The organism is Burkholderia sp. WP9 (assembly GCF_900104795.1).
Lineage (GTDB): Bacteria > Pseudomonadota > Gammaproteobacteria > Burkholderiales > Burkholderiaceae > Paraburkholderia.
On record NZ_FNTG01000001.1, the window covers coordinates 708280 to 723807 of the forward strand.

Annotated in this window: 14 protein-coding genes and 1 pseudogene; 5 read left to right on the forward strand and 10 right to left on the reverse strand. The window is 59.4% G+C overall.

What is annotated here, in order from left to right; all coding sequences use genetic code 11:
• Positions 1 to 94: 94 nt before the first annotated feature.
• Together BLW71_RS03165 and BLW71_RS03170 are read right to left on the reverse strand one after the other, a co-directional pair.
• A complete protein-coding gene (locus BLW71_RS03165) occupies positions 95 to 370 on the reverse strand; it encodes a GlsB/YeaQ/YmgE family stress response membrane protein (protein WP_091793100.1) in 276 nt (91 codons plus the stop codon).
• A gap of 29 nt (positions 371 to 399) precedes the next feature.
• A complete protein-coding gene (locus BLW71_RS03170) occupies positions 400 to 759 on the reverse strand; it encodes a glycine zipper domain-containing protein (protein ID WP_286161919.1) in 360 nt (119 codons plus the stop codon).
• 344 nt (positions 760 to 1103) lie between these two features.
• On the opposite strand from BLW71_RS03170, the pseudogene BLW71_RS42115 reads away from it, so the two are divergent.
• Positions 1104 to 1322: pseudogene (locus tag BLW71_RS42115) on the forward strand (hypothetical protein); the annotation flags it as partial.
• 313 nt (positions 1323 to 1635) lie between these two features.
• Here BLW71_RS42115 and BLW71_RS41995 read toward each other — a convergent pair.
• Both BLW71_RS41995 and BLW71_RS42000 read right to left on the reverse strand, forming a co-directional pair.
• Positions 1636 to 1779: a hypothetical protein gene (locus tag BLW71_RS41995; protein ID WP_218157109.1), complete on the reverse strand. Its 144-nt coding sequence runs from the start codon at positions 1777 to 1779 to the stop codon at positions 1636 to 1638.
• A gap of 81 nt (positions 1780 to 1860) precedes the next feature.
• A complete protein-coding gene (locus BLW71_RS42000) occupies positions 1861 to 2019 on the reverse strand; it encodes a PDDEXK-like endonuclease domain-containing protein (protein ID WP_218157110.1) in 159 nt (52 codons plus the stop codon).
• Positions 2020 to 2151: 132 nt separating this feature from the next.
• On the opposite strand from BLW71_RS42000, the gene BLW71_RS03190 reads away from it, so the two are divergent.
• The gene (locus BLW71_RS03190; RefSeq protein ID WP_091800315.1) at positions 2152 to 2499 is read left to right on the forward strand and encodes an H-NS histone family protein; all 348 of its coding nucleotides are present in this window, start codon (positions 2152 to 2154) and stop codon (positions 2497 to 2499) included.
• Between the two features lie 515 nt (positions 2500 to 3014).
• Here BLW71_RS03190 and BLW71_RS03195 read toward each other — a convergent pair.
• Entirely contained in the window at positions 3015 to 3314 is a 300-nt protein-coding gene (locus BLW71_RS03195) for a hypothetical protein (RefSeq protein ID WP_286161920.1), read from the reverse strand.
• A 171-nt stretch (positions 3315 to 3485) separates the two neighbouring features.
• Between BLW71_RS03195 and BLW71_RS03200 the strand changes: the two genes are divergently transcribed.
• The 3 genes from BLW71_RS03200 to BLW71_RS03210 all read left to right on the forward strand — a co-directional run bounded on the left by BLW71_RS03200 (position 3486) and on the right by BLW71_RS03210 (position 9070).
• Positions 3486 to 3995, forward strand: coding sequence for an arsenate reductase ArsC (locus BLW71_RS03200; RefSeq protein WP_091793106.1), 510 nt, complete (start codon positions 3486 to 3488; stop codon positions 3993 to 3995).
• Between the two features lie 630 nt (positions 3996 to 4625).
• Entirely contained in the window at positions 4626 to 7718 is a 3093-nt protein-coding gene (locus tag BLW71_RS03205) for a sensor domain-containing protein (RefSeq protein ID WP_177204963.1), read from the forward strand.
• A 440-nt stretch (positions 7719 to 8158) separates the two neighbouring features.
• Positions 8159 to 9070 carry a CHAD domain-containing protein gene (locus BLW71_RS03210; RefSeq protein WP_143048286.1) on the forward strand — a complete coding sequence of 304 codons (912 nt, stop codon included), beginning with the start codon at positions 8159 to 8161 and terminating at the stop codon, positions 9068 to 9070.
• Positions 9071 to 9106: 36 nt separating this feature from the next.
• Here the strand turns inward: BLW71_RS03210 and BLW71_RS03215 are convergent, their stop codons facing one another.
• From BLW71_RS03215 to BLW71_RS03230, 5 genes are all read right to left on the reverse strand, one after another.
• Positions 9107 to 9331 (reverse strand): hypothetical protein, encoded by a 225-nt coding sequence (locus BLW71_RS03215; protein WP_091793110.1) that lies wholly within the window; start codon positions 9329 to 9331, stop codon positions 9107 to 9109.
• Between the two features lie 180 nt (positions 9332 to 9511).
• Positions 9512 to 9733, reverse strand: a complete 222-nt coding sequence (locus BLW71_RS03220) for a DUF3562 domain-containing protein (protein WP_091800321.1) — start codon at positions 9731 to 9733, stop codon at positions 9512 to 9514.
• Positions 9734 to 10037: 304 nt separating this feature from the next.
• Positions 10038 to 11810: a GGDEF domain-containing protein gene (locus BLW71_RS03225; protein ID WP_091793112.1), complete on the reverse strand. Its 1773-nt coding sequence runs from the start codon at positions 11808 to 11810 to the stop codon at positions 10038 to 10040.
• 354 nt (positions 11811 to 12164) lie between these two features.
• The gene (locus BLW71_RS40705; protein WP_143048287.1) at positions 12165 to 12365 is read right to left on the reverse strand and encodes a hypothetical protein; all 201 of its coding nucleotides are present in this window, start codon (positions 12363 to 12365) and stop codon (positions 12165 to 12167) included.
• Between the two features lie 332 nt (positions 12366 to 12697).
• Positions 12698 to 14245 (reverse strand): methyl-accepting chemotaxis protein, encoded by a 1548-nt coding sequence (locus BLW71_RS03230; RefSeq protein WP_091793114.1) that lies wholly within the window; start codon positions 14243 to 14245, stop codon positions 12698 to 12700.
• Positions 14246 to 15528: the final 1283 nt, after the last annotated feature.

A 15528-nucleotide genomic window follows, 5' to 3' on the forward strand; every position in this document is an offset into this window, starting at 1 on the left:
GGCGTGCCCTGCGCTTCTCGGGTTTCGACCGCCGTCCACACCAGGCATAGCTGGCGCTGCGGCGCCACCGCTCAGCGCCTTCAAAATGACGCTCTTAGAGGGAACGTGCGCGGCCTCGGTTGATGAGCCGCAAGAAAGCGAGCAGGATAACCGCGCCAATCAGCGCCGTAATCAGCGAGCCGATGATGCCGCTCCCCAGGTGCAAACCGAGCGCCCCGCCAAGCCAGCCTCCTATAGAGGCCCCGACAATTCCTGCGATAATATCTACGACAATGCCGAAGCCGCCGCCGTCAACAATATGACCCGCCAGAGCGCCAGCGATGCCTCCGATAATCAGCCAGAAAATGATTCCGTGTGAGACCGGGTCCATGCTTCTCCTCCTATAAGGCCGAATCCGCGTTAGCGACGAGCAAGCAATCCGATGATAAGTCCGCCGATGAGCGCCATCGTGACCGCTTTCCACGGAGCCTCATGAACGTAATCGTCGGTCGATTCAGAGACGACACGGCACTTCCTCCTGACCACCTCCCGTGCACCAGCAAGCTTGTCCTTCAGGTCGGACAGCGTTCCGGCAACGTTCGCTTCTTCTCCGGCGCTGCCGCCGGCCTCCGCTGACGAGCCCCTGTCGTGTTGAGACGAACCGGCGGAACTCGCCGGGGCAGGCGAGGTGGGCGAGAATCCGGCTGCCGGGGCAGTGAGTTGATGCGACTCCGCCATTTGAACCTCCATCTTTTGTTTAAGCGGTTCAGCGGACAGCAAGTGATGTGCCTCACAAAGAATTCTGAACTCGGGCGGAAGATTGCTGGCGGCGACGCTCGCTCCGGTCCTCCCTCGCGACGTGTGCAGATGCGTGTGACGAGGCCTGGCGGCTTTCACAATTTCGCTTTGAATGGCGGCACACGGATTTTGACTGTCAGGGTACAAACCAGCCGGCGCTCTCGGTTGTCCACCTCTCTACAATGTTCCGAAACCCACGCACCTCGAAATATTCGGTTTCAGAACTCACAATCCCTTGGTCAACATTGCAGGCGACTGCCGCGTTAACGAGATGAAAGGTGATAAACCGTCCCGTTACCTGAACGGGAAACTCGCTGGAGCGGAACATGAAAAACACGCACGAGCAGTCTCTGCGTTCTCAAGTCGAAAAGTGGCTCGCACCGGCTCCCGCGACAGCAGTTCATGTGACCAGATTCAGTCGCACCGGATGGAATGGTCGACGCTACGTGTGCGTCGAGACGTCGTCACCGGCCGGCGCGCGCGCGTTGTTCTTTTTCAGGCACGATGATGGCAGTTGGCGCGTCTTTCCGCCTGTCGCTGACAGGCGGAAGTCGACTGCAGAGCGCCCTGTCTCGTGGAGCGACTGTGGACGTATCAGGGAAACCCAGCTACCTATGCCCGTTCACATCTGCGCGTCCGGTGAGGCATCCGCCCCCGCTGCAGACGAAACAGCAGCCGGTGAACCACGGCCCTAGCAGCTTGGAAACCAAATCATAGTGCAGTGCCCGTACACCCCTCCACGTCCCCAGACATACTCGGTTCCGATTGAAGGGGCGCAGTTCGAATTACTGCGACCGCCTACGAATGTAGCGTGACGGCCGCGTCCGGGAGGCATAACGTCTCCGGCCGGAGTTCCTTTCAGGAAAGGGCAACCATCTCGTCCGCACCGCTTGCCCTGGCCGCGGAAGCCTCAACTTCGGAGGCATCGGCTGGCTGCGTCCATACGCGCGATTCGACGATGGCCGGCAGCGTGCTCAGGGCGCCAAGCGGCTCGATATCCATGCCGGTTAGCAGCTCGACTACCTCCTCGAACACATCTGCCTTGCGCAGGCACCACGTCGACGCGAAGCACCGCAAGAACGGTCAGGCCGCCCGCTCAAGAATGCGCTGGCGGCTCATGTCTGCCGCCCGCCGGTCCGGCCCGTGGAAGGCGTCTCCGTCGCACTTAATCGGGAGCCGCGAGTCGTTCGCGCCCTCGACCACCGTGTCGAGGCGATAGGCGTCGTCTTCAGGCGAACGCACATCTCGCTCTTAGCTTGTTGCGCGAGTTGCTGCTTCAAAGCAGCGAGTTGTTCGAAGCCCATTTCCGCTTGTTGTAAAATTGAATTGGTGGCTCTAACAATCGCTGAAAACAGGTGCATTTACAAGAAGGTCATGGCATATCAAAGCGTTGAAATCGCTCAGTTGCGGACGCAGCAGCAGGCATTGGATAGACAGTTGGCAGAAGCCAAAGAACGAGAGACGCAGCACGTGCTGCAGGAAATCGCACAGAAGATGCGCGAGTACGGAATCACACTCGATGAGCTCATGGGGCGCAAGCCAAGCGCACACCCGCCCGAGTCTTCAGCAAAGTACCGCGACCCGGTAAGCGGCTCAACCTGGAGCGGCCGTGGGCGAGTTCCTGCCTGGATTGCCGGCAAGGACCGCAACGAATTCCTGGTCGAGAAGCGCTCTGCGGCCCAGTCGATGGTGCAAGCAACGCTGTTTCCCGGGGAAAATTAAGTTGTCAAAGGGCCTGTCGATAAGAACTAAGGGAGCGCGTGCGGTCAGACGACTGAGTCGCGATTTCGGCTCTGAAAACGTCGGCATTGCCTTCGCGACGACGTTGACTGATTACCCGACCATCGGCTTGTGGAAGTAATTGATGCATCAGGTAAATGTTGAAATAGACGGGTCCAGGGGGCAAGAATGAGCCCCGGCGGCCGTGCAAGCCGCTGGGCTGTTCGACGGTGTGAAAGGCTTAGGGACGTTTACTCCAGGTCCTCGTTATTTATTTCTGGGTTCTCAGCAACGGCTGCTTCGTCTTCGCTCTCGCGCGTCCCGAATCGATAAGCAAGGTGCATGGCTGGTTGCGGCACAATGCGCCAACGCTGCATGACGGTCGCCGGTCCGCTCATGAGGGATTGAGGGCAGGACCTCCTCAGCTTCGGCGTTTTTGCCGACAACCATGAACAGTTAAGGCGTTGCTAGATGATTTTCTGGCATCCGTTCGTCGACTGCTTCCGCCTCTGAGTCCCTCACGAACGATGTATTCCCTTCAATCGGTCGAATTCGGCAGGCCGGTTATACGAGCGATAGAGTTCGCCCACCGTACCAATTGCAAGCGCAGGCTTCAGCGTCGCTCCGGGAAGTGCCTGCACAATCCAGTCGTAGGCATTCATGTCGCGAGAGTCGGCATGTACGGCGGCGGTTAGCGCAATCAGCGCCTGGTCGGCAGAGTGCTCCCCGAGTGCGACGAAGCAGCTTTCGAACGGGTGCTTCGCTGCGATGGTGCTCCGCGACGCGGGCGGTTTTGTGTTCACATCAAGCTCCGACATGGGATAACGTCCTCTGTGTAACAAATCGATGTGACACGACGTGGCCCGGAAGCAGTTTCCCCACCTTTTTGATGCGAATTCCGTCTCCATTGTTTTGTCCTGTCACCGTAGTGCAAGACTGGTTCGGCAGAATCCCGGGCAAAATCAGGATGTACGTAATGGGGTAGGTGCGTGACCAAAAAATATAGGGTGCTGTTTCTCTGCCGGGGGAATTCCGCGCGCAGCATCATCGCCGAGGCGCTGTTGCGCGAACTGGCAGGCCACCGGTTCGAAGCATTCAGCGCCGGGGCCGAGCCGGCAGCGCGAGTTCATCCACTGGCCCTGGCGCAACTGCGTGCTGGCATCTCCGACCTCGAGCGGCTCAGTCCGAAAAGCTGGCTTGAATTCACGAGCGACTGGGCGCCGCAGATGGACCTCATCATTGCGATGGATGGCTGCGTAGAGGAATATCACGCGCCCGTGTTTCCGGGTGCGCCGCCCTTTTTCAGATGGAATTTTGCAGACCCGCTCGCGGAAGGTATGACTCAGGTCGAGCGTGCGCGCTCGTTTGAAAGGGTTTTCTGGCAGATTTTGCACCGTGTCACGCTCTTCATGGAATTGCCGGGCTACGCGGCCGCGCCGGAACCTCTAACGGCCGTCGAGCCTGACTCCTGCGGAAACGAACTCGCGTGCGGCGGCTAACAGTTGGCAGCCGGCACCCTTGAGACTCGCACAGTGCAATCCTTTCCGTGACCCGTCGTTTGAGACTTGAAGTGCCCGGTCAGCTAGGTCGCGCAACATGTCGCGCCGAACTTTTGCAGCGGGCGCGGAGGCGGCCATCAGCACGTCGAAGGGAATTCGTCCAGGTGGTGGCGTTGGTGGCCGGTATCCGGAGCGGAAATCGGCGTTATGGCGAGCGAACGCCACTGTCCCGAGCAGAGGTGACTGTTCGCGCCTTTCGGTTCTTTCGAACATGATGCGGGTTGGCCGTGCGCGAGTGCGCGGGCGGGCTTCCGTAACACGGTCGACGTGCCAGGAAACGCCCTCGGCAATCGAGGCGCGCCAATATTTTCCAGCGTCTCCGTGCTCGCGCAGCCTGGTGGGAGTTCCGGACCAAACGACCGGCGAATGCGGCAACTACCTGCGCCTTGCGCGGAAGAATTTTTTCATGTACGTCATTATCCCGGTGGGGCGGCGTAATCGGGGTAAAGTATGGTGAAGAGGAAAGACAATCGGGAGGGTAGCCGCCAGACGGTGGGGCAAAGTCAAGGTGCCAGGCCCGAAGGGGACATCCTGAGCGGAAAGGCGGTTCGTAGAGCAGTCACATCCGTCGTGGTCACCATCATCCTTTCAGCGATTGCGTTGAGCACGTTTCTGGCGATGCGCCAGACGCGCGAGCAGGACAGTTCTCTGCTAACGCTGCAAGCTTCGGGGCGTCTGAAGCAGGACCTCGACCAGGTCCAGCAGATGATGCTCGATGAACATGGACAGCTCTACACACTGGTTGGAACCCGTGCGTTCTATAAGCGGGCGGCGTATATCTTCCCTCTGTCGGCGCTCCTAGACCTGACAGGCGACGCGCGCGGAGGGTGCCGCCGGAGCGCTGCGTGCCTGTCTCACCTCGACGACCTGAACAAAACGATTCGAACGCTGGCGAAGCATAGCAATGCGCTGGCGATACGGGCGACTTTACAGCCGGGGAGTGTCGGGCTGGGCGACCCTGCGCTGAGCGAAATTGACGCCTACTTCTACGCGGCTCTCGAAGAGGTCGTTGATGCCAGGATGGCGGCCGATGCCGCTATCGGCTCCACTGTCGGCAAGTCATCCTCGGACGCGAAATGGGTCGCCGATGCCGTGCTCGTCTGCGGTGCGACGGCAGCCGTCCTGCTGCTTGTGCTCATTCGCTGGAATTCGCTCATCTCGCACCGGTTAAGAGCGGCCCTTCACTCGGCCGATAGGGCTCGGGCGAAGTACCAGCGGTTCTTTGACGAACATCCGTTGCCTATCTGGATATTTGACAATGCCTCGCTGGGCATCGTTGCTGTCAATGCTGCCGCGCGACGAGCATTTGGCTATGCGGAATCCGAGTTCTTCACCATGTCGATGCGGGATATGCGTCCGGCAGATGAACTCGCCCGCCTGCAAGAAGCCCTCGAATCGAAATCCGAAGCGGTCTACGGCGAAACGCAGTCAGTCGGCGTATGGGTGTATCAGACGAAAGCGGGTGAACGTCGCTCCATGGACGTCCACCATCTGAATGTTGAATTCGAGGGCTCTCCGTCCACGATGGCGGTCATGGTGGACGTCACCACCGAGGCGACGGCGAGGGCAGAGCTGTTCAGGTCGAAGCAGACCCTCGAGTACGTACTGGACCATATTCCGCAGGGCATCGCATGGAAGGACAAAGACCATCGCTACGCGGGCGGTAACGAAATTTATGCGCGTGACGCGGGGCTGCCATCCCGAAGCGCCCTGATTGGCCTGACCGACGGGGATTTGCGATGGGGAGACGACCCGCTGGAGGTGAGGGACGAAGATGTACGCGTGATGCGTGGCGAACTGACAAAAAGGCACTTCGAGCGCGCGGCGGTCGCCGTCGATGGTTCAGAAGTCAGGATTTCTGAGACCAAGCTGCCGCTGGAAGACCAGAACGGCAATGTCACCGGCGTACTCGTCGCCTACGAAAACATCACCGCCCGGCGTGATGCCCATCGGGCTCTGCGTCTGCAGGGCAGGGCGATAGACGCGAGCATTAACGGAATCCTCATTGCAGAGTTGCGGAACGACCGCCATGTCGTGACGTTCGTCAATCCGGCCTTCGAGCGCATCACCGGGTATTCGCCGGCAGACGTAGCGGGCGCTGACTGCGACACGCTCTTCGGGATGGCAGGTGAGGCGCAGAAGTGGGAGGGCGTTCGTCATGCCATGGACAGCAACACTGAAGCGAATGTGACGTTGTTCTGCACGCGCAAGAGCGGCGAGCGCTTCTGGGCCAACGTGCTGGTGGCCCCGGTGCGCGACGGCAACGGGGAGGTCACTCACCATGTTGGCGTGATGAGCGACGTCACTGCCCTGGTCGAATATCAGACTCGCCTGCATCATCAGGCGCGTTACGATGCATTGACTGACCTTCCAAACCGCACCCACCTCAATGAGCACCTGACGGAGATGATTCGGCGCGCTACCAGGAGCGATGGCCAGGTATCGGTGCTCTTCCTCGACCTCGACCGGTTCAAGGTGGTCAATGATTCGCTCGGGCATCGCGTAGGCGATGCCCTTCTGGGGTCTGTAGCCAAACGACTGCAGCGGCTGGTGCGCTCCAGTGACCTGGTCGCGCGTTACGGCGGAGACGAGTTCATCATCATTGTGGAGCCTTCGAAGGACGGACAACTGATATCGATGCTTGACAGACTGGTTGCCGAAATGGCAGAACCATTTCATGTGGGCACGCAGGAGGTGTATGTCGAAGCCAGTATCGGCGTCAGCACCTATCCGCAGGATGGTGACGATGCCGACACGTTGATAGGGAATGCGGACGCGGCAATGTACCTGGCGAAGGCGAACGGACGCAATGGCTACCAGTTTTACCGGCCGGAGCTGAATCGCGCGGCCGCCGAAAAATTGCAGCTCTCGAGCCGGCTGAAGCGCGCAGTGAAGAATCAGGGTCTGCAGGTGGCCTATCAACCTCAAATCGACATGGTGACGGGCCGCGTTCAGGGTGTTGAGGCGCTGCTGCGTTGGCATGACGAGGAGCTTGGCGTCGTATCACCCGCCATATTCGTCCCGGTCGCCGAAGAAACGGGATTGATTCAGGACATGGGCGAATGGGTGCTGCGCACAGCGTGCCTGCAGGCTGGCCGATGGCGCGACGCTGGGCTGGCGCCAATCCGGGTATCGGTAAACGTTTCGCCGCTTCAGCTGGAGCACTCGGACCTGTTGAGCATCGTTCGCTCGGCGCTGGAAGAGGCCGACTGGCCTGCGGAAATGCTCGAACTCGAAGTGACAGAAGGCGGCCTGATGCGCAATGCCGAGGCGGTAGCGCGGGTGTTGCGGGACCTGCGCGAGCTTGGGGTGAAAATCGCGATTGATGATTTCGGTACCGGTTACTCGAGCTTGAGCTATCTGAAACGCTTCAGTATCGACCGCATCAAGATTGACCGCGCGTTCATTCACGAAATCGGTCGCGACAATGAATACGAGGCGTTGACGCTTGCTGTCATCGCCATCGCCCGCGCGCTGAAATTCGATGTCGTCGCGGAAGGCGTGGAGCTCGACATTCATCGACGTTTTCTAATCGAGCACGGCTGCCTCGAAGGCCAAGGCTTTCTGTTCAGCCCGGCTGTCTCTGAAGATGCAGTCGCTAAGATGCTTCGACCGATGTTGCACGGCGCAACTGGCGCGCAGCCACCTGTCAGTGCCGACTGATAGCCGTGACCGCGCCCTCTGTTGGTGCTGGAGTGATATTAACGGGGACACGGGACGGGGACGCGGCGAGCTCGCGCAGTCGCCCCGGAGTACAGGAAGGACCGTGCATATTGTTCGCCGCCCGGCTGCCCGCCGATGGGCAGACCAGTCTGTGGACGGCGGCTGCACCGGCGGTCGCAAGGCCGTATCGGATTCACGTTCGGAAGCGCAGCCTCGCGCAAATGGGCGTGTAGGTCGAAGACACGGCCCGGCTGACGCGGCACAAACCGGGGGGAGGTCGGCCTCAACTTCAGTTGGTCCCGACCTTTCGGGCTGCAGGATTGAGGCATGTGGGAAGGTGCCATGCGCAGCCCGTGGATGATTGGCCTTTTCTGCTCGCAGTCAGCAGTGTCGCTGCTGTCCTGTCTGTCTACGCTTGCGGCAACGAGGAGTTACCGGAAATGGGTCACCACCGTCTTCCTGCTTCAGCGGCCGAAACCCCCGCGTCGGACTCGCACCACGACAAGGGCGACGCCGGGTTGCTGACCTCTGACGCTCCGGTCGCCGACGCCTTTATGCTTCTGGCGACGTCAATCGCCCAGGAGGCGGTGCGACGGGTTCGTCAGCTGGAGGCGAATGCCGACCCCGAAGTGTTGCACAAGCTGCGCGTTGCGCTGCGCCGGTTGCGCTCGCTCTGGTGGGCCTACCAGCCACTACTGGACAGCAAGGACGCGAGGTTTCAGCGTGGCGAATTCAAATCGCTGGCTGATGCGGCAGGCAGGACCCGAGATTGGGACATTCTGAGAGGCCTGCTCGATGCTGGCCCGTCGATGGAGAATTCTTTTGCATCGCTTATCCAGCTTGTCGACGACCACCGAAGCGACGCGCTCGCGTTCAGCCGGCGGACAATCGGAAACGCTGGCATTGAGCAGATAGTCGAGCAGGCATTGGCAGGCGCACGCCACCAGCTGGATGCGCGTCCCACCAGCCTGTCCCTTGGGACCTGGGCGGAGAAACGTGTGCAATCGGCCGGGAAGGCGCTGGAGAAGAAAGCGAGCCGGGCAGCGTCGCAGAATGAGTCAGGCTACGCGGCGCTGCACGAAGTGCGAATTGCTGGCAAGAAGCTGCGATATTTGCTGGAGTTCTTTTCGCCAGTCCTGGATGGTGGCCATCGCGCCACGATTGAGCGTTTGACCTCGGTGCAGGACGACCTCGGAACACTCAATGACCTCGTCACCAGCGAAACATTGCTGCGGGAGTATTCACTTCAGCTGGGAGAGCCGAACCTTGTGAAGGAGGCCATCGGCTATCTGCAGGACCAGAAAGAGTATTACATGCACGAAGCTTACGAGATATTGCGAACTGGATGGTAGTCGTCCGGTCGCCGCCCTGAGCACACCGGGAGTGGGTCAACTGCGGGCAGAATTCCGGTTTTTCATTTCGATGCGGCGCGACATGTCTGTCAACAGCCACTTTGCCACGACTTCGGGCCCATTCATGCCATGGTCGGCAGACTTGATTTCGTTCTCGTAATACACGATGACGGTGCCGCTCATGACGCGGTACCTGCCTTGGCGGCGCAAGCCATTCAGCTCGATTTCAATTTCTCTGGTTGTTTCATAGCTTGCATCCATCGACTACTGTCCTGCGATGACTCGGGGCCAGCGAACTTATCCAGTCACATCGGTCGAGTCAACGGGAGAAAAGGAAATAAAGTATTGTCTGTCGCGAATGAAACCGGAGGGCAATGCAGGCGCGGGGCATCTTGAGGCGCACTGGAAAATTCGGCGGTAACCGCTGCCCTGACGATTATCTTAAGGAATGCTACGCAGGTTCTCGCGAACGCGCCTTGCGACAAGAACGGTCATGTAGTCCATTATTCGCGCGCATTCACTGTATTCGGCCCGCGTCTGCGCATAGAGCCTCGAGACGGTCTCCATAGGTGTATTGGTGGCAGAGGCGATTGCCTTGACGGCGTCTTCAAATTTGGGCTGAGCCGTTGTGCGCTCCTGTGCTGGAAGCGGACGGATGTCCATAAGCGCAGAATTGATTTGACGGTTCGTACCGGTGGTGTGCTTACTCCGCAGCCGGCGCCATGCGCCGGTGACCAGCCAAATGCATACGTCGGGCGCGCGCCGCACAATTCCTGTTGTTTCAGCCACTTGCCACGCTTGTTCCGTGAATTGTCCACAGCCTTGCGAACAGATTGTGTGGACAACTTGCGCACCGTAACCGCAGCATGGCATCGCCGATGCAGTCTGGGAGACTATCAACAACGTTAATACGTTTATCCGCTGGAAGATGACCGTGAACGAGCCCGGCATCAGGAACGCCGACGTGTCAGGGGGAGGGGCAGCAAGCAGGTTCGCGCGGGCAATCGGCGACATGGAAGCTGTCAACTGATTTTTTTGCCTCGCGCTTGGCTGTTGCGGCAAGCGAAGCAATGGAGTCGCTATCGATATCGAGGTCCGCAGCAACCGGCACCACGCCTACGGCGATGGTGACGAAAGGATAAAAGCGCATGTCGCCGTGGCGGTCCTCACCATGTATTCCTCCCGCTTCGATATCGGCGGACGTATAAAGTTGCCGCGCACTCTCATTGAAGCGCTGCATTGCGGCGCGAATCCGAACTTCCCAATCCTCGCTCTGGTAAAAGATGAGGAAGTCGTCGCCGCCCACATGGCCGAGAAAATCCCGGCATGGGTTGCATGCATCACTGAGGATGGACGCCGCGAGCTTCAGCATTTCATCGCCCTTCCAGTACCCATACTGGTCGTTGAAGGGCTTGAAATTGTTCAGGTCGCAATAGCACGCATGAAATGGCGCGCCGCGCTCTACCAGGCGCCTGATGTGCATGTCGATTGGAATATTGCCCGGCAGTGACGTCAGCGGATTAGCGTACCTCGCGGCTTCAATGCGAACTTCCGTGACGGCGCGTACGAGCGCCTCGCCGGTAGCCAGACCAACATATCGCCCGTTTTCGACGACGACCAGGCCGTCCGAGAGGTAACGCTGGTCGTCGCCGGTCAACAGTTCAGCAAGTTCCTGCATGGTGGCGGTTTTTTCGACCAGCACGGGCGACATGTCGGCAAACGCCGTGCAGCTCTTCCTGCCGAAAATTTCCCGGTAAAAGGGACGCGCGTAGGCATTAACAAAGACGCGGCGATTGACCAGTCCGACCGGCCGTCCTTCGTCGGCAATCGCAATCGCATGCAGGTCCGGACAATCCGTCAGCACCTCGAGGACATCATCGTTCGTCGCCATTGGCGACAACGTTGGCGCGGCGATGACAAGCTTGCTGGCGGAAAAAGCACGGGGAGACCCCACCATGGTCTCGGGAAATACCGTTATCGCACTGTCATGAATTGCGGAAAGCGCAGCGTCTTCGAGCCGTTCAGCCGGTTGGAAATTCGGCCTGCCGAGAAAAAATCCCTGGCCATGTTCGATGCGCAGGTCACGACAGACCATCAGGTCTTCTGCGTCTTCGAGGCCCTCTGCTATGAGTTGCACGCGCCCCGCCTCCGCGAGTTGGCGCAAGGAGCGCAGCGCCTCGAAACGAAAAGGCGACCTCCTCGCTCCGCAGATAATTGAGCGGTCGATTTTAATGTAGTCTGGTTCGAGGCTTATCCAGAGACCCAGGTTCGAGCTACCCGAGCCGTAATCGTCGAGCGCCAATTGCATCCCGTATTCCCGCAAGCGGCTGAGAGCCGACCCGAGCGCCCCGAGGTCTCCGACGGCAGACTGCTCTGTCAGCTCGATGACTATCCGGTCAGGGCTGAACTGCAGGGAGCGCAAAAAGACCAGCATTTTCTCCTGGCAGGTGGCGAGTTCCCGGACGGCGGCCGCACTGAAGTTCACGAACAGTTTGCCCGGCAACTGGGCTTGGCTGAACGCCGTCAGGGACAGGCGGGCGGCGAAACGCTCCAGACGAACCATGCAACCTTCGCGCTGAGCACGTCCGAATAGTGCAGCAGGACTCTCCAGCGCTGACTGAGCGGGACCACGAAGCAGCGCCTCGAACGCGATGACGTCACCCGACGCAAGCACCCCGATAGGCTGGAACGCGGGTCGGAGGAGCTGCCCTTTGATGCACTCAGCAATCGATACGGTCATTTTTTTTCAACCCAACGAAGCTACATCCGGCCAGAAGTGGCGGTTTTTCTAACGTCCTGAGCCTAGGTGGCGTGCAGTAATCTTTAATGCCGCCTGACACGAGCATTGCTCGTCGGCGCCGTTCGACCCGCTCAACGCCATTCCCAATATCCTTATTGCGACAATGACTCGCACCCAAGAAGACCGACGAGAGCCTCTCGTCCGGCCCGACGATGCAATCCGGTTCGATTTCAACGAGCGGTCGCACGCGGCGAAGCCGTTTCGCCTCCCCCCATCCACAGGCCGCCGGTTCGTGAAATTGTATGAACCTGCATCCTGTACTCTCTCATATGACTTAACGGCACCGCGGCACATTTAAACAGGGCCTTGGGTTGCTTGAGCCAATGGCGCAAACGTTTTCTTTAATTCAAATTTACTATTGATTTCCCGCCGGCCAATGTGTTTACCTAATTTGACTGGGAAGGTAATGTGGCTGTGTGGCTTTTGAAGGTGCTCTAGCGCAAATGGCATAGCACGCCAACGGTCAGAATCGGGACGACGATGGCCCAGTTTCATGGGACGAGCTTCAGTCGTCATCTTGCGCACGCGCGGTGGAAACGACGGCATGGATGTTGCGCAGACGCCCGTCGCGCAATGCGCTGATTGCCTATTAGCACGAGATGCTGACGCCGTGCCGAGGCTTATTTCGCTGATGGCGCTCGCACACGGCAGGGCGGCACCAGTCGTGTACCGCTAAAGGGGGGGCAGGTTGGCTGCCGGGCCTGCACTGAGACAGCGCTTGCTGCGAAGCACGACCAGGCACCAGCTGCTGCTTTCCCGTCAGAACCGTATGGCAGGAGGTGCACTTTGCCGTCAGCTCCCCGTCAGTCGACCGGCTCAGGTTTGCGTCAGATGCGAAACGTCTGAACGGCCTGTCTCAACTGTTGACCCTGTATCTCCAGAGCATTCGCGGCGCTGACGCTGTCTTGAACCAAAGCCGAGTTTTGCTGGGTCATGTGGTCCATGAGTGAAACCGCCGCATTGATTTGGTCGATGCCCGCACTTTGTTCGCGAGAAGCGTGTGCAATTGCTTCGACGAGCTCCGATACGCCTGTAACGGAGCCAAGAAGCTCTACGATAGTTTCGCCGGCAACCTTTACGGCGGTTCCGCTTGAATCCACCTCTGTCGTTACATCTCTAATCAGCGCTGCAATTTCCTTTGCAGCGGTCGAGCTGCGCTCTGCAAGACTTCGCACCTCCTGGGCAACAACAGCAAATCCACGGCCCTGAGTGCCAGCGCGCGCCGCCTCTACAGCCGCGTTCAGTGCAAGCAGATTGGTCTGGAAAGAAATGCCTTCGATGACTGAAGTGATTTCCCGTATCTGGGCGGAGCGTTGGGCGAGACTTTGCATCCGGCGGACTGCGTCGGCAGCCGCGCGGTCGCCTTCGCGCGCCTTGTCCGAAGCCGCGCTTGCAAGTTCGCGCGCCTGGAGCGCGTGGTCCGCATTCGCCTTGACGGTCGACGCAAGCTGTTCCATGCTCGCCGAGGTTTGTTCGATACTTGCAGCCTGCTCTTCAGTCCGGCTGGAAAGTGCGGTGTTGCCCGCGCTGATATCGAAAGTAGTAGTCGCGATGGCGTCCGTGGAAGACTGAATGCCACCAATCATCGATGCCAACCGCGAACGCATCAGGCTCATTGCGTACATGACACTGTGCGTGTCGCCATTCTTGACGGGCACGACGACAGACAAATCGCCCTCGGAGACCCGATGGGCGATGCTAGCCGCCACCGCTGGCTCGCCTCCCAGTTGCAGGAAGAGCATGCGTGCCAGCGACGTGCATAGAAGGGCCACAATGCCGACGCCAATGGCGATGGAGGCGGCAACCACCCATTGCACAACGCGACTGGTGTTCATCGCGCGGTCATACTCTGCTTGAGCGGCGTAAAGTTGAAGGTCGCGCAGTTGTGCTCCTTCGGCCTTCACAGCAGAAGCCGTTGGTTCGATGGTTTGAGTCACCACCCACTGCGCTTCTGACAGGTTGTTTGCCTGTAGCAGCTGGGCGACGGGCTTGAACCCCATGTCGCGGAGCGTGCGCCAGTTGGACACGAATTGTGTGGCGAGCTTTTTCTCGTCTGCGTCCAGCTGATAGCTCAAAAAATTGTCGATTAGGCGGTCAATTTTCTCGACGCGGCGCGCTGTTGCCTCCGTCACTGCCAGGGTTTTCGTCGCTGAAGGGTCCAGGACGGCGTCACTCACAGAAAAATGCGTCTCCCCCACAAGCTCATCGATTGTCGATATGGTTTGCAGTGCCTTTGCCCGGCCCTCGAAGACGTTTTTCAGGGCGTTCGTTGCCTGCGTCATGCCAAAAAGTCCTGCAACTCCAACGGCAATGAGGACAGCGGCGACGGCCATCGTCACAATCAGAAGGCGGCTTTTTACGGTGAGTTTGCTCATGGCGGGGGCTGCATACTTCGCAATTCGGTGAGGCGGGTGCCTATCACACGCGGGTTGATACGGGACTTGTAGCAGAGGGCAGCCATCGGCGTGGCGTGCGTCTGGTTTACGGCCGGCGCCACACGATATTCAGTGAATCTTTTGTGACGCGACGCACGGCTTTGGTGCGCACAGGCGGCGTCAGTTCTGTGGGGCTGGATAGCGACGCTCGACGCGGCGTGTTGAGCGCGGATGTACGAAGCGACAGGTCAACAGACGCGGGGCGTAGGGCGCAGGGGCTCGTCGGCGTCATGGCGGCTATGGCCATCGGGGAAGAAGACGCATCCATGTCGTCCGCGTAAGTTGTTTACGCAAATTGGCCTGAGCAGCGGGTTTCCCAGCGCCGTTCATCCCCTCGAGTCCTCCCTGCCAAGCCGGTTTCCATAGACGCATGCGCTGACCGCTGCCGGCAGCGAGACCTGCCGGATTCATTATCGTGGACGTCGGATAAGAGAAGTGGTTGTCGATGAGGTTGCCGCCGGCTTGACCGCGCGCGAACAGGCGCGTCTTGTCTCGGGTTGTAGAACGAGCGCGCGCCCGGCCCCATCTGACGACAATTGTCTTGTGCTCCTCGCTGGCCCTCTGGTCATCAGCAACGACCCGCACCGCCCGGGAGTAAGCTCGCGCAGATTCCCGGGTTTATGGGTCTTTTGAATGGCAGGTCCCGACATTGTCATGCCGGGTGCGAAACGCTAGCATCAATGGCCATACATCAGATTGTGGCGGCGCAGTCAAACGCTCGGGCATCGTCAAGCCCTCCTGGGCTTGCCTGCATCCTGGCGCTTGCCGGAGCCGGCCTCGTTCCCATCAAACCCATGTCGTCGCCATCTGGGTAGCGAGAACTGAACTCTGCGTGCATCTGCCTGAGCAAGGCGATATAGCCGTACCCGAGACTGTTGCCTAACAGGCGACTCGCCGCCGCATTCGCCTCGTCCCACAATAGTTCGAATCTCTCGCTTGCGTCAGTGAACGAGAGTCGTGTCGCCAGAAGTTCCTTGAAGTCGGCTGCAATTTGGGTCACAGGGCGGGTTTGGTTCGCCTGACCAGTTTCCTTCGATGTCATGTCTTGCAATAAAGGTAGAGCGCCACGCGTCAAGAGGATTAGCGGCATAAATCTAACAGGTGGCCTGGCAGAGCATCAGGGCCACGCTCCTTTAAAGGCCTGTGACCTGCTCGCAGGATGTGAAACCCCGCGCCTGGCGCGAAGAGCCTGAACCTTCGGACGTCTTCGAAGAAGGGATGTC

Coding starts and splice junctions, on each gene's coding strand:
- BLW71_RS03215 (WP_091793110.1), bottom strand. CDS start 9,331: ATGGATGCAAGCTATGAAACAACCAGAGAAATTGAAATCGAGCTGAAT.
- BLW71_RS03165 (WP_091793100.1), bottom strand. CDS start 370: ATGGACCCGGTCTCACACGGAATCATTTTCTGGCTGATTATCGGAGGC.
- BLW71_RS03190 (WP_091800315.1), top strand. CDS start 2,152: ATGGCATATCAAAGCGTTGAAATCGCTCAGTTGCGGACGCAGCAGCAG.
- BLW71_RS41995 (WP_218157109.1), bottom strand. CDS start 1,779: ATGGATATCGAGCCGCTTGGCGCCCTGAGCACGCTGCCGGCCATCGTC.
- BLW71_RS03195 (WP_286161920.1), bottom strand. CDS start 3,314: ATGTCGGAGCTTGATGTGAACACAAAACCGCCCGCGTCGCGGAGCACC.
- BLW71_RS03230 (WP_091793114.1), bottom strand. CDS start 14,245: ATGAGCAAACTCACCGTAAAAAGCCGCCTTCTGATTGTGACGATGGCC.
- BLW71_RS03225 (WP_091793112.1), bottom strand. CDS start 11,810: ATGACCGTATCGATTGCTGAGTGCATCAAAGGGCAGCTCCTCCGACCC.
- BLW71_RS03210 (WP_143048286.1), top strand. CDS start 8,159: ATGGGTCACCACCGTCTTCCTGCTTCAGCGGCCGAAACCCCCGCGTCG.
- BLW71_RS40705 (WP_143048287.1), bottom strand. CDS start 12,365: ATGAAACTGGGCCATCGTCGTCCCGATTCTGACCGTTGGCGTGCTATG.
- BLW71_RS03220 (WP_091800321.1), bottom strand. CDS start 9,733: ATGGACATCCGTCCGCTTCCAGCACAGGAGCGCACAACGGCTCAGCCC.